At 73.0% G+C, this 17433-nt stretch carries 18 protein-coding genes and 2 tRNA genes; 5 read left to right on the top strand and 15 right to left on the bottom strand.

Annotated elements, in window-relative coordinates:
• Positions 1–8: 8 nt before the first annotated feature.
• The 4 genes from murA to leuC all read right to left on the bottom strand — a co-directional run bounded on the left by murA (position 9) and on the right by leuC (position 4259).
• Positions 9–1325 carry a UDP-N-acetylglucosamine 1-carboxyvinyltransferase gene (gene murA, locus AC1DXT_RS19925; protein ID WP_477063020.1) on the bottom strand — a complete coding sequence of 439 codons (1317 nt, stop codon included), beginning with the start codon at positions 1323–1325 and terminating at the stop codon, positions 9–11.
• Between the two features lie 95 nt (positions 1326–1420).
• Positions 1421–2011: an HU family DNA-binding protein gene (locus AC1DXT_RS19930; protein WP_477063021.1), complete on the bottom strand. Its 591-nt coding sequence runs from the start codon at positions 2009–2011 to the stop codon at positions 1421–1423.
• A 106-nt stretch (positions 2012–2117) separates the two neighbouring features.
• Positions 2118–2783 carry a 3-isopropylmalate dehydratase small subunit gene (gene leuD, locus AC1DXT_RS19935; RefSeq protein WP_477063022.1) on the bottom strand — a complete coding sequence of 222 codons (666 nt, stop codon included), beginning with the start codon at positions 2781–2783 and terminating at the stop codon, positions 2118–2120.
• A gap of 21 nt (positions 2784–2804) precedes the next feature.
• A complete protein-coding gene (leuC, locus tag AC1DXT_RS19940) occupies positions 2805–4259 on the bottom strand; it encodes a 3-isopropylmalate dehydratase large subunit (RefSeq protein ID WP_477063023.1) in 1455 nt (484 codons plus the stop codon).
• Between the two features lie 106 nt (positions 4260–4365).
• Between leuC and AC1DXT_RS19945 the strand changes: the two genes are divergently transcribed.
• Positions 4366–5085, top strand: a complete 720-nt coding sequence (locus AC1DXT_RS19945; protein ID WP_028046824.1) for an IclR family transcriptional regulator — start codon at positions 4366–4368, stop codon at positions 5083–5085.
• Positions 5085–5315: a hypothetical protein gene (locus tag AC1DXT_RS19950; RefSeq protein ID WP_477063024.1), complete on the top strand. Its 231-nt coding sequence runs from the start codon at positions 5085–5087 to the stop codon at positions 5313–5315. Before AC1DXT_RS19945 ends, AC1DXT_RS19950 begins: the two co-directional genes overlap by 1 nt.
• Positions 5316–5365: 50 nt before the next feature.
• Here AC1DXT_RS19950 and AC1DXT_RS19955 read toward each other — a convergent pair.
• The 5 genes from AC1DXT_RS19955 to AC1DXT_RS19975 all read right to left on the bottom strand — a co-directional run bounded on the left by AC1DXT_RS19955 (position 5366) and on the right by AC1DXT_RS19975 (position 8166).
• Positions 5366–5438: transfer RNA gene (locus AC1DXT_RS19955), tRNA-Glu, on the bottom strand.
• 86 nt (positions 5439–5524) lie between these two features.
• Positions 5525–5596 (bottom strand) — tRNA-Gln (locus AC1DXT_RS19960).
• A 148-nt stretch (positions 5597–5744) separates the two neighbouring features.
• Positions 5745–6200 carry a DUF6912 family protein gene (locus AC1DXT_RS19965; protein WP_477063025.1) on the bottom strand — a complete coding sequence of 152 codons (456 nt, stop codon included), beginning with the start codon at positions 6198–6200 and terminating at the stop codon, positions 5745–5747.
• A 36-nt stretch (positions 6201–6236) separates the two neighbouring features.
• Positions 6237–7502, bottom strand: a complete 1266-nt coding sequence (locus AC1DXT_RS19970; RefSeq protein WP_477063026.1) for a CpaE/TadZ family protein — start codon at positions 7500–7502, stop codon at positions 6237–6239.
• A 1-nt stretch (position 7503) separates the two neighbouring features.
• Positions 7504–8166 carry a hypothetical protein gene (locus AC1DXT_RS19975; RefSeq protein ID WP_477063027.1) on the bottom strand — a complete coding sequence of 221 codons (663 nt, stop codon included), beginning with the start codon at positions 8164–8166 and terminating at the stop codon, positions 7504–7506.
• 116 nt (positions 8167–8282) lie between these two features.
• On the opposite strand from AC1DXT_RS19975, the gene AC1DXT_RS19980 reads away from it, so the two are divergent.
• Positions 8283–8516 carry a helix-turn-helix domain-containing protein gene (locus tag AC1DXT_RS19980; RefSeq protein WP_477063028.1) on the top strand — a complete coding sequence of 78 codons (234 nt, stop codon included), beginning with the start codon at positions 8283–8285 and terminating at the stop codon, positions 8514–8516.
• A gap of 5 nt (positions 8517–8521) precedes the next feature.
• Here the strand turns inward: AC1DXT_RS19980 and AC1DXT_RS19985 are convergent, their stop codons facing one another.
• A complete protein-coding gene (locus AC1DXT_RS19985) occupies positions 8522–9049 on the bottom strand; it encodes a hypothetical protein (RefSeq protein WP_477063029.1) in 528 nt (175 codons plus the stop codon).
• Positions 9050–9224: 175 nt separating this feature from the next.
• Between AC1DXT_RS19985 and AC1DXT_RS19990 the strand changes: the two genes are divergently transcribed.
• Positions 9225–10022, top strand: coding sequence for a LysM peptidoglycan-binding domain-containing protein (locus tag AC1DXT_RS19990; RefSeq protein ID WP_477063030.1), 798 nt, complete (start codon positions 9225–9227; stop codon positions 10020–10022).
• Positions 10019–10624, top strand: a complete 606-nt coding sequence (locus AC1DXT_RS19995; RefSeq protein WP_477063031.1) for an Rv3235 family protein — start codon at positions 10019–10021, stop codon at positions 10622–10624. The genes AC1DXT_RS19990 and AC1DXT_RS19995 overlap by 4 nt, the downstream gene beginning before the upstream one ends.
• A 51-nt stretch (positions 10625–10675) precedes the next feature.
• Here the strand turns inward: AC1DXT_RS19995 and secA are convergent, their stop codons facing one another.
• From secA to AC1DXT_RS20020, 5 genes are all read right to left on the bottom strand, one after another.
• Complete coding sequence (secA, locus tag AC1DXT_RS20000) at positions 10676–13492, bottom strand: preprotein translocase subunit SecA (RefSeq protein ID WP_477063032.1); 2817 nt, start codon at positions 13490–13492, stop codon at positions 10676–10678.
• Positions 13455–14477 (bottom strand): EamA family transporter, encoded by a 1023-nt coding sequence (locus AC1DXT_RS20005; protein WP_477063033.1) that lies wholly within the window; start codon positions 14475–14477, stop codon positions 13455–13457. The genes secA and AC1DXT_RS20005 overlap by 38 nt, the downstream gene beginning before the upstream one ends.
• Positions 14474–15754, bottom strand: a complete 1281-nt coding sequence (locus AC1DXT_RS20010) for a winged helix-turn-helix domain-containing protein (protein ID WP_477063034.1) — start codon at positions 15752–15754, stop codon at positions 14474–14476. The genes AC1DXT_RS20005 and AC1DXT_RS20010 overlap by 4 nt, the downstream gene beginning before the upstream one ends.
• 79 nt (positions 15755–15833) lie before the next feature.
• Positions 15834–16463, bottom strand: coding sequence for a ribosome hibernation-promoting factor, HPF/YfiA family (hpf, locus tag AC1DXT_RS20015; RefSeq protein WP_477063035.1), 630 nt, complete (start codon positions 16461–16463; stop codon positions 15834–15836).
• A 204-nt stretch (positions 16464–16667) separates the two neighbouring features.
• The gene (locus tag AC1DXT_RS20020) at positions 16668–17405 is read right to left on the bottom strand and encodes a ComF family protein (RefSeq protein ID WP_477063036.1); all 738 of its coding nucleotides are present in this window, start codon (positions 17403–17405) and stop codon (positions 16668–16670) included.
• Positions 17406–17433: the final 28 nt, after the last annotated feature.

Below are 17433 nucleotides of genomic sequence, written 5' to 3' on the forward strand. Positions count from 1 at the left end.
GCTACCTGTCAGTCGCGACTGAACTCGGCGCCGAGCGCCTCGAGCTTCTCGGTGAACCGCTCGTACCCGCGGTCGATCAGGCTGATCCCGCGCACCGACGAGGTGCCCTTGGCCGCCAGCGCCGCGATCAGGTGGCTGAACCCGCCGCGCAGGTCCGGAACCTCGATGTCCGCGGCGGACAGCGGCGTCGGGCCGGAGATCACCGCGGAGTGGAAGAAGTTGCGCTGCCCGAACCGGCACGGCCGGCCGCCGAGGCACTCCTTGTAGACCTGGATCGTCGCGCCCATGCCGACGAGGGCGTCGGTGAACCCGAAGCGGTTCTCGTAGACGGTCTCGTGCACGATCGACAGCCCCTTGGCCTGCGTGAGCGCCACGACGAGCGGCTGCTGCCAGTCCGTCATGAACCCGGGGTGCACGTCGGTCTCGAGCGTGATCGAGCGCAGGTCCCCGCCAGGGTGGAAGAAGCGGATCCCGTCGTCGTCGATGGCGAACTCGCCCCCGACCTTGCGGAACGTGTTGAGGAACGTGGTCATCTCGGGCTGGGTGGCGCCGCGGACGGTGATGTCCCCGCCGGTGGCCAGCGCGGCCGACGCCCAGGAGGCCGCCTCGATGCGGTCCGCGAGGGCCGTGTGCCGGAACCCGATGAGACGGTCGACGCCCTCGATCCGGATCACGCGGTCCGTGTCGACGGAGATGATCGCACCCATCTTCTGCAGCACGTTGATCAGGTCCATGATCTCGGGCTCGATCGCGGCGTTGGACAGCTCCGTGATGCCCTCGGCGCGCACGGCCGTGAGCAGCAGCTGCTCGGTGGCGCCCACGCTCGGGTACGGCAGCGCGATCTTGGTGCCCTGCAGGCGCCGCGGCGCGCGGATGTGGATGCCGTTGTCGGTCTTGTCAACGACCGCGCCGAACTGCCGCAGGATGTCGAGGTGGTAGTTGATCGGCCGGTCGCCGATCCGGCAGCCGCCCAGGTCCGGGATGAACGCCTCGCCCAGCCGGTGCAGCAGCGGCCCGCAGAACAGGATCGGGATGCGGCTCGACCCCGCGTGCGTGTCGATGTCCGCGACGTGCGCCGACTCGACGTCGGTGGGGTCGAGGTGCAGGACGCCGGCCTCGGCGTCGGCGTCGACCTTCACCCCGTGGAGCTCGAGGAGGCCGGTGACCACTGCCACGTCGCGGATCTGCGGGACGTTGCGCAGGACGCTCGGCGTCTCACCGAGCAGCGCCGCGACCATCGCCTTGGAGACGAAGTTCTTGGCACCGCGGACGGTGATCTCCCCCGAGAGCGGGGTGCCACCGTTGACGTACAGCAGATCGGTCATCGAACCATCGTCTCCCAGCTGCGGGGGTGCTCCCGACCGCGCCCGCACCGGCACGCCGGGGCGGGCGCGAAACCTTCACATCGACGGGCCGGGCGTTACTTCTTCTTGCCCTTGCCCTTGCTCTTGCCGGAGGACTTCTTCGCATCGGCCTTCTTGTCCGCCTTCTTGGCGGCGGCCCGCTTCTTCGCGTCGGCCTTCTTCGCGGCGTCGGCCCGCTTCTTGACGTCGGCCTTCTTCGCCTTCGCCTTGGCCTTCGCGGCCGCAGCAGCCTTGCCCGTCGCGCCACCCGGCGACTTCACCTTGACGGACGACGCGGCCGCGGGAACCGGAGTCTCGACCGGCGTCGGCTCGGACGCGGTCAGCCCCTGCAGCGAGCCGAGGTCGGGGACGGCGCCGAGCGGCTCACCGGACCCACCGGCGACCCGTGCACGCAGCGTGGCGCCGGGGTGGAACCGCGCGACCGTGGTCGCCGCCACCTCGAGCGCCTCTCCCGTGCGCGGGTTGCGAGCGGTGCGAGCGGCGCGGTCGGTGGCCTCGAACGTGCCGAACCCGGTGAGCGTCACACGCTCCCCCGCGGCGAGCGCCGAGGTGATCTCGCCCAGCACCGCGTCGACGGCGGCTGCGGCGGCGGACCTGGTGGCACCGCGCGCGGCGATCCGGTCGGCGATCTGCGACTTCCCTGTCATCGGTCGTCCCTTCTCGGTCGGCGCACACCGCGCCGGGCACCCGGCCCCACGCTAGTCACTGCAGAGGACCGGCGGCTCGCCGAGTGGCGAACCGCCGGTGCTCGTGTCAGGGACGGCGACCGATCTCGACCGGCACGCCAGCCGGCCGGGCCGCGACGATCTCGACGGACGGCAGGTGCTTGGCCGGGAGGGTGGCGGGCCGCCACGACTCGCGACGCGCCTCGAAGTCCGCGATCTCGTCGGCGTGCTCCAGGGTGAGCCCGATGTCGTCGAGACCCTCCATGAGGCGCCAGCGCGTGTAGTCGTCCACCTGGAAGGGCACCACGACGTCGTCGCACGTGATGGTCTTCGACCCGAGGTCGACGGTCACCTCGGTGCCCGGCCGCGTCTCGAGGATCTTCCAGATCAGCTCGATGTCCTCCTGCGCCGCCTGGGCCGCGAGCAGCCCCTGCTTGCCGGAGTTGCCGCGGAAGATGTCCGCGAAGCGGTTCGAGATGACGACCTTGAACCCGTAGTCCTTGAGCGCCCACACCGCGTGCTCGCGCGACGAGCCGGTGCCGAAGTCGGGACYGGCGACGAGCACCGAGCCGGCCTTGTAGGCGTCCTGGTTGAGGATGAACGCCGGGTCACCGCGCCAGGCGGCGAACAGCGCGTCCTCGAACCCGGTGCGCGTCACGCGCTTGAGGTAGACGGCCGGGATGATCTGGTCGGTGTCCACGTTGCTGCGTCGCAGCGGGACGCCGACACCGGTGTGCTGGTTGAACTTCTCCATGACTGTCTCTCGCTTCCTGGGTCAGACCGTCTGGAGGTCGGTGAGGGGGCTGCCGTCGGGCGCAGGTACGCCGGCGTCGAGATCGGCGAAGGACGAGAGGGTCCCGCGGATCGCGGTCGCCGCGGCCACGAGCGGCGACACCAGGTGCGTGCGCCCGCCCTTGCCCTGGCGGCCCTCGAAGTTGCGGTTCGACGTCGAGGCCGAGCGCTCCCCCGGTGCCAGCTGGTCCGGGTTCATGCCCAGACACATCGAGCAGCCGGCGTTGCGCCACTCCGCACCGAAGTCGAGGAAGATCTTGTCCAGCCCCTCGGCCTCCGCCTGCAGGCGCACCCGGGCCGACGCCGGCACCACGAGGACGCGGACGTCGTCGGCCTTGTGCTTGCCACGGACCACCTTGGCCACCGACCGCAGGTCCTCGATGCGGCCGTTGGTGCACGAGCCGATGAAGACCGTGTCGACCTTGATCTCGCGCAGCGGCTGACCGGGCGTCAGGCCCATGTACGCGATGGCGCGCTCGGCGGCTCCGCGCTCGTCGGCGTCGGCGATCTCCTCCGGCACCGGGACCGAGCCGGACAGCGGGAGGCCCTGGCCGGGGTTGGTGCCCCACGTGACGAACGGCTCGAGGTCCTGCGCCCGCAGCACGACCTCGACGTCGAACTGCGCGTCGTCGTCGGTGCGCAGGGTGCGCCAGTACTCCACGGCGGCGTCCCAGTCGGCGCCCTCCGGCGCGTGCGGGCGGCCCTTGAGGTACTCGAACGTGGTCTCGTCCGGCGCGATCATCCCCGCGCGGGCGCCGGCCTCGATCGACATGTTGCAGATCGTCATGCGGGCTTCCATCGACAGTGCGCGGATGGCCTCGCCGCGGTACTCGAGCACGTAGCCCTGACCGCCGCCGGTCCCGATCTTGGCGATGATCGCCAGGATGATGTCCTTGCTCGTCGCCCCCACGGGGAGCTCGCCGTCGACCGTGATCGCCATGGTCTTGAAGGGCGCCAGCGGCAGCGTCTGCGTGGCGAGCACGTGCTCGACCTCGCTGGTGCCGATGCCGAACGCGAGGGCGCCGAACGCGCCGTGCGTGGAGGTGTGCGAGTCGCCGCACACCACCGTCAGGCCCGGCTGCGTGAGGCCGAGCTGCGGACCCACCTGGTGGACGATGCCCTGGTCGGCGTCGCCGAGCGAGTGGATCCGGACACCGAACTCCGCGGCGTTGTTGCGCAGCGTCTGGATCTGCGTGCGGCTCGTCTCGTCGGCGATCGGCCGGTCGATGTCGAGCGTGGGAGTGTTGTGGTCCTCGGTCGCGAGCGTGAGGTCCGGGCGGCGGACCGGGCGACCGGCGAGCCGCAGGCCCTCGAAGGCCTGGGGGCTCGTCACCTCGTGCACGAGGTGGAGGTCGATGTAGAGGAGGTCGGGCGCCCCGTCGGTGCCCCGTCGCACGACGTGCGCGTCCCAGACCTTCTCCGCCAACGTGCCGGCCATCTTCTCGGTCCGTTCTCTCGTTCGTTCTCTCGTCCGGGAGTGTGGTTTTCCCGGCTCGTCTGCCGTCGTACTTGCATCTCAGCCTTCGAGACGCCAATATCGACCTATGGACAACTCTAGCGGAGTCGGCGTGCTGGACAAGGCCGCGTCCGTTCTCAGCGCGCTCGAGGCCGGCCCGGCCACCCTCGCACAGCTCGTCACCGCCACCCATCTTGCTCGCCCGACGGCCCACCGGCTGGCGGTGGCGCTCGAGCACCACCGTCTGGTGGCACGAGACATGCAGGGCCGGTTCGTGCTCGGACCCCGCCTCTCGGAGCTGGCGACGGCGGCCGGCGAGGACCGGCTGCTCGCCGCGGCCGGACCCGTGCTGGCCGCGCTGCGCGACCACACCGGCGAGAGCGCGCAGCTCTACCGCCGTCAGGGTGACCAGCGCATCTGCGTCGCCGCGGCCGAGCGTCCGATCGGGCTGCGCGACTCGATCCCGGTCGGCGCCACCCTCACGATGCACGCCGGGTCCGCCGCGCAGATCCTGCTCGCCTGGGAGGAGCCGGACCGGCTGCACCGCGGGCTCCAGGGCGCCAAGTTCACCGCCACGATCCTGTCCGGAGTCCGCCGCCGCGGCTGGGCGCAGTCGGTGTCCGAGCGCGAGGTGGGCGTCGCGTCGGTGTCCGCCCCCGTGCGCGGCCCGTCGGGTCGGATCGTCGCCGCCGTGTCGGTCTCCGGACCGCTCGAGCGCCTCTCCCGGCAGCCGGGCCGGCTGCACGCCGCCGCGGTCGTCTCGGCGGCCAACCGGCTGACCGAGGTCCTGCGCCGAACGGCGGACTGATGGCTGTCCGCGGTGCGGCGGCGTCCCGGCGTCGCCTGCGCCGCCGGGTCGCTCTCGTCGCGTTCGCCGTCGGCCTGGTCCTCGGGGCAGCCCTCGCCCTCCTGGGCGGCGGTGGGGCCGGCGACGCCGTGGTCACGGGCGTGCTCGTGGGCGCGATCGCGGCCGTCATCGGCTGGGCCGTCGTCGCCATCCTGCCCACGTCGTCGCACGGCCCACCCGGCCAGCACTGACCCACACGAAGAAGGGCCCGGTCACCGTGGTGACCGGGCCCTTCTCGATGTACCCCCGACCGGATTCGAACCGGCGCTACCGCCGTGAGAGGGCGGCGTGCTAGGCCGCTACACAACGGGGGCCTATACGCTGCGAAACCCGAGGGCCTCGCTTGCGAGTGAACACTCTACCCGATCCTCCGAAGAGGTTCGGACCAGCGGTGCTCGCGCTGGGGTACCAGGACTCGAACCTAGACTAACTGAACCAGAATCAGTCGTGCTGCCAATTACACCATACCCCATGGGGGTATAACGCCCGGAGCTCGAGGGTTGCCTGGCGGGGCAGACCAACGCGCTTCCGGACGTCGTACCGGCGGTGAACACTACCCGAGCGCCGGGGCCGGGTCCAACTGGCACCCCCCGACGTGACGAAGCCCACCGATGCCGGCCTCAGCGCGGGATCGACGCCAGCTCCGTCGCGTCGTACCAGAGGAGGTCGCGCTCGTCGAGGCGGTCGACGGCGGCCTCGTCACCAGCCGCGGCCAGCACGACGTCGGGCGCGGCACCCGGTTCGTCGACGTGCACGCAGATCACGTCGGACTGCGGCACCTCGCGTGTGAGATCGACCGCGCTCGGCACGTCGTCGCCGTCGGCCACCGCGAGGACCGCGCCGTCGGGCACGTCGACCGAGACCACCAGCCGCAGCTGCGGCGCGCCCGGTGTCCCGCCCAGGAGCTCGAGCGAGTCGTCCGCGGCCGCCAGCTGCGCCGCGTACTCGAGCCCTTCGTCGTCCTCGTCGGGGAACATCGACCGCAGGGCCGGCGTCACCGCGTGGGCACGACGGGCCGCGAGCGGTCCCGCCGTGGGATCGAGCTGGTCGAGCGAGGCCGGGAGGTAGATGCGCACCCGGCCAGTGTGCCGCCCACGGGCGCCCCGCGAGCGTCAGGCGCGCACGGCGACCGCAGGCTCCGCCGACGAGGCGCCGACCAGGAGCGAGTCCAGATGGGCGGCGACGCCGGCGAGCGCGCGCCGGGCCGGGGATCCGGGCGCGGCCTCGCGGAGCGTCTGCGCCTCGAGGAGCGCGGTGTCCAGCGCCGGTCCGTCGTCCGGCACCAGGAACGCGTCCGGGACTCCCGCGTACCGCGCGAGGGCCTGTCCGACGGCGTCGCCGGGCTGCGGGCCGGCCACCGACACGCGCACGCGGTTCACCAGCACCAGCCGCGTGCTGCCCAGGCCCAGGTCCGTGAGCTCCCCCAGGCCACGGACCAGACGCTGGATCCCCACCGGGTCCCCCGCGCCGACCACGAGCACCACGTCCGCCGCCTCGAGCGCGCTGATCGTGGCGGCGTTCCGCCGCGGGGCGCGGGTGTCATAGCTGAGCACCTCGTCCTGCTCGAGGCAGAACCCGCAGTCGATCACCGTCCACTCCGCGAGCCCCCGGGCGACCGTCCAGACCGCATCGAGCGACGACGACGGCAGCTCCGGCCAGCGGTCCGCCCGGGAGATCCCCGACAGCACCCGCAGCTCCGGGGCGATCGTCGGGGTGATCCGGGCCAGCGTCATCAGGTCGAGGGCCCCCTGCCCCGCTGCGCGTGCGGCCGCGGCGAGACCTGGCGCCTCGTCCAGCATGCCGACCACCTGCGCGACGCAGCCGCCGTAGGTGTCGCCGTCCACCAGCAGCGTGCGGCGTCCGGCGGCGGCCAGCTCGGCGGCCACGTTCACGGCGACCGTGGTCCGTCCCGGCGCCCCCGTCGGCCCCCACACCGCAGCGACGAGCCCGCGCGCCGGCCTTCGGATCGTCTCCTCGTCGGGCCACGACGGATCGTGCGCGTTGTCGGGCGCGGCACCGAGGACGACCAGGGCGTCACGGACCACCTCGCTCGCCGAGGCCTCGTCGTGCGGCGCGGTCGCGACGAGGTCCGCGCCCAGGGCCACGAGCCGCTCCCCCAGCCACGGGCGCGTCGCGTCACCGATGCCCACCACGCGCACACCCGCCCGGTGCAGCAGCTCGATGGCCTCCCGGTCGAGCAGGTCGAGGTCGCCCGACACCACAGCCAGCCGACCGAGACCCGCCTCCGCCGCCGCGAGCAGCTCCGTCAGGTCCGCGCACCGGCGCGTCACGCTCAGGCGCCCGCCGGTCTGCTCGACCGCCTGGACGATGATCGCCTCCGCCGCGCCCCGCACGGCGCACAGCACCCCGACGCCCACGTCAGCCCCCCGAGCCGAGGACCGGCACGACGTCGACGGTGCCCTCGGCCGCGAGCGCGGTGAGCACCACGGGGAGCAGCGCGCTCGGGACCAGCACCTGGACCGCGCTCCCCCCGGACGCGCGGAACGCGCCCGACGGCGTGGTGACCTCGGCGACCGTGAGGCCGCCGGCCAGCTCGCGGGGCTGGTCCGGCGCGGTGTCGTCGTCCGGGGCGGGAGGTGTGAACCAGAGGTCGACCAACGCGCCCGGCACCACGTCCTGCGACGGGGCGCGTTCGAGAGTCACCGAGACCGGCCGCAGATCGAGGTCCGCGGCCGAGCCGACGGCCGACGCGGGGACCAGCTCGCCCCGTCCGACCGCCCGCATGGCGACGACGTCACGTTCGATCGCCTGGTCGGCACGCAGGTAGTGGTCGAGGTTCACGGTGCCCAACCGCACGTCGACGACCGCGAGGTCGTCCGCGGACACCCGGTCGCCCGGCACCAGGGCGGCACGCGTCATGTAGACCGACACCGTCGCCTGCGCCGTGCGGACCGCCCACGACCCCAGCAGCACCGACGCCGCCACCATGGCGACCCCCGCCAGCAACCGAGGGTCCCGCCAGCCGGGGCGTCGCAGCCGCGCCGCGACGGGCGCGGGCAGGTCGATCACGCTGGTGTCCATCGGCTCTCCTGGTTCGTCGCGCCGCCTCGGACGGCCATCCTGCCGTCTTGCGGGCGGTGCGAACGGAGCATTGTGGACAAACCGGTCCGGGCGCCAGCGCGTGCCACACTGCGGTCATGCCTTCGCGGTTCCTGACCCTCGCGGACGTCACCGAGGTGCTGAACATCTCGGCGCCGCAGGCCTACGCACTCGTCCGCTCCGGGGAGCTGCCCGCCATCCAGATCGGCGGCCGGCTGCAGTGGCGCGTGGAGTCCACCGAGCTGGAGAAATACATCCAGCGCATGTACGAGCAGACCCGCGCCCGGATCTCCAGCGACGGGAGCACGGTCGAAGGCCCCTCGTCCGACTGAGGCCGTCAGCGCGACCGCACGACCCGCACCCCTGCGAACGCCACGGCCCACGACGCACGCCCGGTCGCGTCACCGACGTCGCTGAGATCCAGGTGGTCGGCACCGACGCGATCCACACGGCCGACCAGCTCGGTCGCACCGACGTCGACCCGGACCACCGCACGGTCGCGCGCCAACGCCCGCAGGGCGTGAGCGAGCCCGAGCCGTGACTCGACCGCGCCCGGCGGCGGGGCCGCGTGCCCCACGAGCCCGCCGACGCCCGCCACCGCCGCCGTCGGCACCAGCGCTCGGCCGGAAGCCGGCATGGCCAGCAGCAGCCACTCGGGCGCCGCATCGACCAGCTCCCCCGTGACCGTGTCACCGCCCGAGACCAGCACCCGCACCGGGAGACCGACCGACGCGCGTGCCCGGGCAGCCAGCGTCACCGAGGCCCGCTCGGCGCGCGCCAGCTCCGCGACGTCCGCGCACACGTCCGCCAGCCGGCCGGCCGCCAGCTGGGCCTCCATGTCCGCGAAGAGCGCTTCCCACCGCATCTGAGCACCGTAGGGGGTCGGTGCTCCGCCGCCGTCCCGGCCGGCGCCCCGACTCGGCCGCCACGGAGCTGATCCCGCATCGCGGAAGCCGCTGGACATCAGATCGGACATTCAGGTACATCTATGGCACTCAAGCGACATCAAACAACATCAAACGACTAGATCAGGGGCGAACATGGCGATCGACGTCACAGCACGGGACGACGGCCGGGCTGGCCGCGGCGGGGCCGCCATGACCATCGGCGCTCTGCTCGTCGGAGCGCTGGCAGCGGGTGCGCTCTGCCTGTCGCTCGCTCTGCGGATGCGCGCGCTGCTCGCCGGCCAGACCGGTCCGTGGCGTGTGGATGCCGCCGTGGAGGTCGGGGTGACCGCCCTCGGGCTGCTCGTCGCCACGTGGCTCGCGTGCTCCGCGCTGGTAGCGACGCTGTGCCTGCTGGCCCGGGCGGCCGGGGCGACCTGGCGGACGGGTGAGCGCCTCGTGCACCGGTTCGCGCCGCAGGTGGTCCGCAAGGCTCTCGTGCTGGCTGTCGGGGCAGGGATCGGCCTCGGGATGGCATCCGGGGCCACGGCCGCGGCTCCGGCGCCTGTGCCGACGAGCCCGACGATCTCGGTGACGACGGATCCCACCGTGCCCCCTGACCTCGGGTGGGTGGTGACGGTTCCGTCAGGCGTCCCGACCGAGCCCGCCGCGGCGCCAGAGGAACCCGCGCCGGCTCCCGTGAGGGAGGTCGCCGTGGCGGTCACCACGACCGTCGCAGCTCCCACGCCCGAGGCGGTCGTGGTCGTCGCCGGGGACAGCCTCTGGGCGATCGCCGCACGTCACCTGCCGCCCGGCGCGACCGACGCGGAGATCGCCGCGTCGTGGCCACGGTGGTACGACGCCAACGCGGCGGTGATCGGCGCGGATCCCGACCTGATCCAACCGGGCCAGGTGCTCACCGCTCCCGCGTCGGTCGACGAGGTGGCCCGATGAGCGCGCTCGTCCTGACGCGCGACGGGACCGCCGCTGAGGACGCGTTCGCCCGGGTGCGCGACGCCACCCTGGAACCCCTCCCCGGTCCCGCCGACCCGCGCACCTGGCATCCCCGGGCACGACTCGTCCCCGCCCCGGCCGCTCCGCTCGTCGAGGAGGCGCCGGGCCGGGCACATACCGTGCCCCTGACGGCGACCGCCCGCATCGCAGTCCTGCGGGCGAGCGACCGCTCCTTCGTCGCCGAGGCCGACGACGACCCCGGGCCCGCCCCCGAGGGCGACCCGGCGGTCGTCGCCCGCGCGATCGCGCTCGCCTCCCTGGAGGTCCTGACCGGCAGGCGGTCGGTGGCTCAGCTCGCGCGCTGGCTCACGCCGGGTGTCTACGAGACGCTCCAGGTCCGGGCCGGTCTGACGCAGCGGGTGCTCGGCACCGACCGGGTGGTCCGCCCGCCGACGATCCGCCGCGCCCGGTCGTGCCGGGTCGGGCCTCACGCGATGGAGGCGACGGTGGTGGCCGACCACGGCGCGCGCGTGCGGGCCGTCGCCCTCCGGCTCGAGGGCCATCGGGGCTCGTGGCGGGTGACCGCGCTCGAGATCGGGTGACGCGGGACGCGCAGAAGCCCGCCCCGACGCACGGGGCGGGCTTCCGTCGTGTCAGCGCTTGCGCTGCTGCTTGGCGGCCTTGCGACGTGCCTCGCGGTTCGACGCGCCGTCCTCCGCCGAGGCGGCCACGGGGCGGGCGCCGGAGTTCTTGCCGCCGGCGTCCCCGCGGGTGATCACGCCTCCGTCACCGTCGACCGACGGAGCCGTGTACTGCAGCGGTGTCCGCTGCTCCGGTCCGTCGATCCCCTTCGCCACGAGCTTGCCGGGTGTCGGACCGTCGGACACCGAGCGAGCCGCAGCCGCCTGCGCCCCCGCACTGGCAGCGGCGGCGACTGCGGAGTCGGCCGTCACGGCCGGAGCGTCGGGAGCCGCCACCTGGACCTCCAGGTTGTACAGGTACCCGACCGTCTCCTCCTTGATGGCGTCGGTCATCGCGTTGAACAGCTGGAAGCCCTCGCGCTGGTACTCGACCAACGGGTCGCGCTGGGCCATCGCCCGCAGCCCGATGCCCTCCTTGAGGTAGTCCATCTCGTAGAGGTGCTCACGCCACTTGCGGTCGAGGACGGACAGGGTGACCCGTCGCTCCAGCTGCCGCATGTTCTCGGAGCCGATCTGCTCCTCGCGCTCCGCGTACGCGTGCTCGGCGTCCGAGAGGATCTCGCGCTCGATCAGCTCGGCGGACAGCCGGGTGGCACCGCCGGCCTGCTCGACGACCTCGTCCGGCGTGATCGAGACCGGGTACACGGCCTTGAGCGCGGTCCACAGCGCGTCGAGGTCCCACGCCTCCGGGCGGCCCTCGGTCGTGGCGCCGGTGATGTAGGCGGTGAGCACGTCGGAGCGGAAGTGCCGGACCTGCTCGTGCAGGTCCTCGCCCTCCAGCACGCGGCGGCGCTGCTCGTAGATGACGACGCGCTGGCGGGACATGACGTCGTCGTACTTCAGGACGTTCTTGCGGATCTCGAAGTTGCGCGCCTCGACCTGCGACTGCGCCGACTGGATGCCGCGCGTGACGATCTTCGACTCGAGCGGCATGTCCTCGGGGAACCCGGCGCGCGTCATCATCGACTCCGCGAGCGAGGAGTTGAACAGGCGCATCAGGTCGTCCTGCATGGACAGGTAGAAGCGCGACTCGCCCGGGTCACCCTGGCGACCGGAACGACCGCGCAGCTGGTTGTCGATGCGGCGCGACTCGTGCCGCTCCGTGCCCAGGACGTACAGGCCGCCCAGCTCGACGACCTCGTCGTGCTCGGCCGCCACCGACTCCTTGGCCTTCTCGAGGGCCAGAGGCCATGCAGCCTCGTACTCCTCGGCGTTCTCCGCCGGGTCCAGGCCACGCGCCGCGAGGTCCTCGACCGCCATGAACTCGGCGTTGCCGCCGAGCATGATGTCGGTGCCACGGCCGGCCATGTTGGTGGCGACCGTGACAGCGCCCTTGCGGCCGGCCTGCGCGACGATCGAGGCCTCGCGCGCGTGCTGCTTCGCGTTGAGGACCTCGTGCGGGACGCCCTGCTTCTTCAGCTTGGCGGAGAGCAGCTCGCTCTTCTCCACGCTGGTGGTGCCCACGAGCACCGGCTGGCCCTGCGCGTGCCGCTCGACGATGTCCGCGACCACGGCGTCGTACTTGCCGTCCTCGCTCTTGTAGACGTAGTCGCGCTGGTCGAGGCGCTGCATGTCGCGGTTGGTCGGGATCGGGACGACACCGAGCTTGTACGTGCCCTGGAACTCGGCGGCCTCGGTCTCGGCCGTGCCGGTCATCCCCGCGAGCTTGCCGTACAGGCGGAAGTAGTTCTGGAGCGTGATCGTGGCGAGGGTCTGGTTCTCGGCCTTGATGGCCACGCCCTCCTTCGCCTCGATCGCCTGGTGCATGCCCTCGTTGTAGCGGCGGCCCGGCAGGACGCGGCCGGTGTGCTCGTCGACGATGAGCACCTCGCCGTTCGTCACGATGTAGTCCTTGTCCCGCTTGAACAGCTCCTGCGCCTTGATCGCGTTGTTGAGGAAGCCGATCAGCGGGGTGTTCAGCGACTCGTACAGGTTCTCGATGCCGAGGTAGTCCTCGACCCGCTCGATGCCGGGCTCCAGCACGCCAACCGTGCGCTTCTTCTCGTCGACCTCGTAGTCGCGCTCGGCCTGCAGGCGCCGGACCACCTTGGCGAACTCGGCGTACCAGCGGTTGGCGTCGCCGGACGCGGGACCGGAGATGATCAGCGGGGTCCGCGCCTCGTCGATGAGGATCGAGTCGACCTCGTCGACGATCGCGAAGTTGTGGCCGCGCTGGACGAGCTCGTCCGTGCTCCACGCCATGTTGTCGCGCAGGTAGTCGAAGCCGAACTCGTTGTTGGTGCCGTAGGTGATGTCGCACGCGTACTGCTTGCGCCGCTCGGCCGGGTCCTGGCTGGACAGGATGACCCCGCTGGTCAGCCCGAGGAAGCGGAAGACGCGACCCATGAGGTCGGACTGGTAGCTGGCCAGGTAGTCGTTGACCGTGACGACGTGGACGCCGTCGCCGGACAGGGCGTTCAGGTACGCGGGTGCGGTGGCGACGAGGGTCTTGCCCTCACCGGTCTTCATCTCCGCGATGTTGCCCAGGTGCAGTGCGGCGCCACCCATGAGCTGCACGTCGAAGTGCCGCTGACCCAGGGTGCGCCGGGCGGCCTCGCGGACCGTCGCGAACGCCTCCGCGAGCAGGTCGTCGAGCGTCTCGCCCTCCGCGAGCCGGGCGCGGAAGCGGTCCGTCTCCTCGCGCAGCTCGGCGTCGGACAGCGCGACGAAGCTGTCCTCCAGGGCGTTGACCTGCTGGGCGATGCCCGACAGCTTCTTGACGATCCGGCCTTCACCGAGGCGCAGGACCTTCTCGAGGATCGCTGGCACGCACTACTCCCGACGTGTTTCGCGCTCCGGGCGCGCGCGGCGTCGGAGCGGCTGAGGTGCCGGCCGCACGGCCGGGCGCGTCCATCGTAGGCGAGCCTGCGCGGCGTGGGCGAAGAACGACCACCGCAACCGCCAGCAGCACGGCACCCACCACACCGGTGACCCCGAGCCGCTCGTCGCGCAGCACCACCGCGCCCACGGTGGCCGTGAGCGGTTCGAGCAGCGCCAGCAATGCGGCCGTCGTGGCCGGGACGTGCCGCAACCCCGTGAAGTAGGCGCTGTAGGCGGCTGCGGTGGGCACGACGGCCAGGTAGACGAGCAGCGCCCAGCCCCATGGGTCGGTGGGGGTCGAGAGGCCCGGACCGGCCACCGCCGCGAACGGGAGGAGCACGATTCCGCCGAGCGTGAACGCGGTCGCCGTGAGGGGCAGCGGGCCCAGTCCGGGCACGCTGCGGCGGTTCAGCCCGGTCATCGTGGCGAACGCCGCCGCGGCGACCAGGGCGAGCAGCGCGCCGGCTGCGGTGCCCGGACCGGCCGCGTCGGACGGGCCCACCAGGAGCACCAGACCCACCAGGGCGAGGGCGAGCGCGACGAGCGTGCGCGGGGACGGAAGCCGGCGCGACGACACCGCGGTCCCCACCGCGACGAGCAGCGGCGCGGCGCCGAGCGCGACCAGCGTGGCGACCGCGACGCCGGCACGCTCGACGGCGGCGAAGTAGGCCGCCTGGTAGACGGCGGCGAGCAGGGCGGTCTCGACGACGAGGACGACGACAGGTCTCGTCCGGGCCAGACCGCGCAGCGCCCCCGTGGCCGCGAGCGCGAGCATCAGCACTCCCCCGCCGCCGAGCAGGCGGTAGGCGGCGACGGTCAACGGGGGCAGACCGGCGGCGTCGGCGAGCGCGGCACCGGCGAGCCCGCCGGTTCCCCAGAGCACCCCGCCGAGGGCGACCAGGGCGAAGTCGCGAGGTCGGGTCTCGTGCGTCATGGGGCGCGCACGGCGTGCGCCAGGTCCGCCGCGAGGTCGCCGCGCAGGAGCCCGCCGCGGTCGCCCACCACGATCTCGCCCAGCCCGAGCCAGCCCGCCAGCTGGTGCAGCTCCGCGGCGAGCGGCTCGACCAGGTCGGCGGTGTGCGACGCCACGGGTGTGCCCGGTCCGGCGCTGCGGTGCGCCGCGTGCACGCGCAGCACGCCCGCCTGCCGGTCGGCCTTGAGGTCGACGAGGGCCGACAGCGACTCACCGAGCAGGAACGGCAGCACGTAGTAGCCCCAGACCCGCTGCGGCTCGGGGACGTAGATCTCGATCCTGTACCGCAGGCCGAACAGGGCCTCGACGCGGCGGCGCTCGAACACGAGCGGGTCGAACGGGTTCAGGAGCGCCGCGCCCGAGGCCCGCCGAGGCAGGTCGGCGTCGCGGTGCCGCCAGACGGGGCCCTGGTTCCAGCCGTCGACCGTGACCTCGTGCAGGACACCGTGCTCGACGAGCTCCGCGACCGCCGGCGCGACCCGGTCCTGCTTTATGCGGAAGTAGTCCGCGAGGCAGCGCAGCGTGCCGATCCCGTGCGCCCGGGCCGAGATCTCCACCAGGGCGCGGATCGCGTCCTCGTCGGACGGCTCGGGTGCGGCGAGAGTCTCGGGTGGCAGCACCCGCGACGTGAGGTCGTACCGACGCTCGAAAGCCGCGTTGCGCCCTGCAGACGTCACCTCACCGGTGAAGAACAGGAACTCCAGGACGCGCTTGGCCACCGTCCAGTTCCACCCCCACTCCTCCCGGGTGGTGGGGTGCTCGGCCTCGAAGTCCTCCTGCACCTGCCGGGCGGTCACGGGGCCGCGCTCGGCGATGATCGCCCGGACCTCGTGCACCACCGGCGAGTGCTTCAGCGGCACCTCGGAGATCGCTCCCCAGGCCTCCCGCTGGTAGGCGCGCTGCCGCCAGCCGAGCAGCCGGTACGTCTCCGGTGGGACGAAGGAGGCCATGTGGGCCCACGTCTCGACCAGTCGGCGCGGGGCCTGGCCCGACGCACGGTCGAGCAGCGCCGGGTCGTACGCGCCGATCCGCGAGAACGCCGGCATGAGGTGCGCGCGGGCCAGCACGTTGACCGAGTCGATCTGCAGCACGCCCAGGCGGTCGACGACCTGCTGGAACTGGCGCATGGTCGGCGCTGCACCGCGTGCCGGGCGGGGCCGGTCCAGGCCCTGGGCACGCAGCGCGATGCGCCGTGCCTGAGAGAGGGTGAGTCGTTCGGGGGCGCCCGGGGAGATCACGTGGACATCCTGCCGTGCGACACCGACACGACGACGCCCGACCCGTCGCAGAGACCGGGTCGGGCGTCGTCGGGGGCGATCAGCCGGAGACGGCGGCCAGCGGCGTCCCGACGACGGCGGCGTCGAGCTTGATCACGCCGTAGCTCCACCCACGCCTGCGGTAGGCGACGGACGGCTGGGCGGTCTCGGCGTCGATGAACAGGAAGAAGTCGTGGCCGACGAGCTCCATCTCGTAGAGCGCGTCGTCGACCGTCATCGGCTGGGCCTGGTGGACCTTCTCGCGGATGACCACCGGCGAGTCACCGAGGGTCGTCTCGACCGCGGCGTCGGGATCGACGGGAGCGGACGGCTCCAGCTCGGGCTCGGGCGGGCGGACGTCCACGGGGGCGATCGGAGTGTGGTTGCGGTGGTCCTTGCGCCGGTCGCGGGTCCGCCTCAGCCTCTCGAGAAGCTTCCCGAGAGCCAGGTCCAGGGCCGCGTACCTGTCGTCGGCGCACGCCTCTGCACGGATCACGGGCCCTCGATCGACCACGGTGAGCTCGACGCGCTCACTGCTCCCGGCCTGTCGGGGGTTGGTCTCGTGCGACACGACGACGTCGATGCGCTGAGCGCGGGGGGCCAGCTGCTCGACTTTCGCGAGCTTCTGCTCGACGTGCGCCCGGTACTTCGGGAGCACCTCCGTGTGCCGGCCGGCAACCACGATCTCCATGTGAGCCTCCTGAGAGGGTCGGGGGCGGGGCAACCCGCCCGGGTGACAGTGCAATGGGCTGCCCCAGGGGCAGTCGGGCGGCGTCACCTCCTCCCGCGGCCTGCCCGGGCGACCCAGCGAGGGGTCGGTCCGTGCGGTGCCAACGGCTCAGGCCCCCACGCTAACCCCGCACGTGCCCCCGAACCCACTCGCCCCGCCCACGGTTCACCCTGTGGACAGGATCCGGCCGGGCGGGAGCCGCGTCGGACGCGACGGGCCCGGGGTCGACGCCAGCGTGATCGCCCCGACCACGTGCGCGCCACGGCGCTCGAGCGCCGACCGGCACACCGCGACCGTGGCGCCCGTGGTGAGCACGTCGTCCACGAGGAGAACGGGCCTGCCCTCCACGCGCGGCGCGTGCCGGTCCGGCACCTGCACGTGGCCGACGAGGTTGCGGGTGCGCGCGCGAGCGCCGAGGCCGACCTGGTCGTGACCCCGGGACCGGACGAGCACCGGCGCCGGCAGCGCGGGATGCCCGGCCAGGACGAGGCCGTCGGCGACCGCGGCTGCGAGCGTGTCGACGAGGTTCCCTCCCCTGCGGCGTCGCGCCGCTCCTGTCGACGGGGCCGCGACCACGAGCAGCGGGGCAGCGCCGAGGCGCGGCGGGAGCGCAGCGGCCGCGAACGTGAGCGCCCGCGCGAACGGGCGTGTCAGATCGAGCCGCCCGCGGTCCTTCCACGCGATGATCGCGCGGCGGACGTCGCCGGTGCAGTCGGCGAGCGTCCACACCGGCAGCGCACCGTGCCCGTCCATCCGGTCGAGACGCGGCGCGCGGTCCTCGCACCGCCACGGACGTCCCGCGAAGCGCTGCGCGCAGGTCGGGCACCAGGCGACGTCGTCGGCCCCGCAGCCGGCGCACTCGACGGGCAGCAGGAGGCCGAGCAGCTCTCGGGCGAACGTCATCGGTGCAGCCTGCTCGCCGGCGGGCGCA

It is taken from the genome of Cellulomonas sp. P1_G12_2, assembly GCF_056405535.1.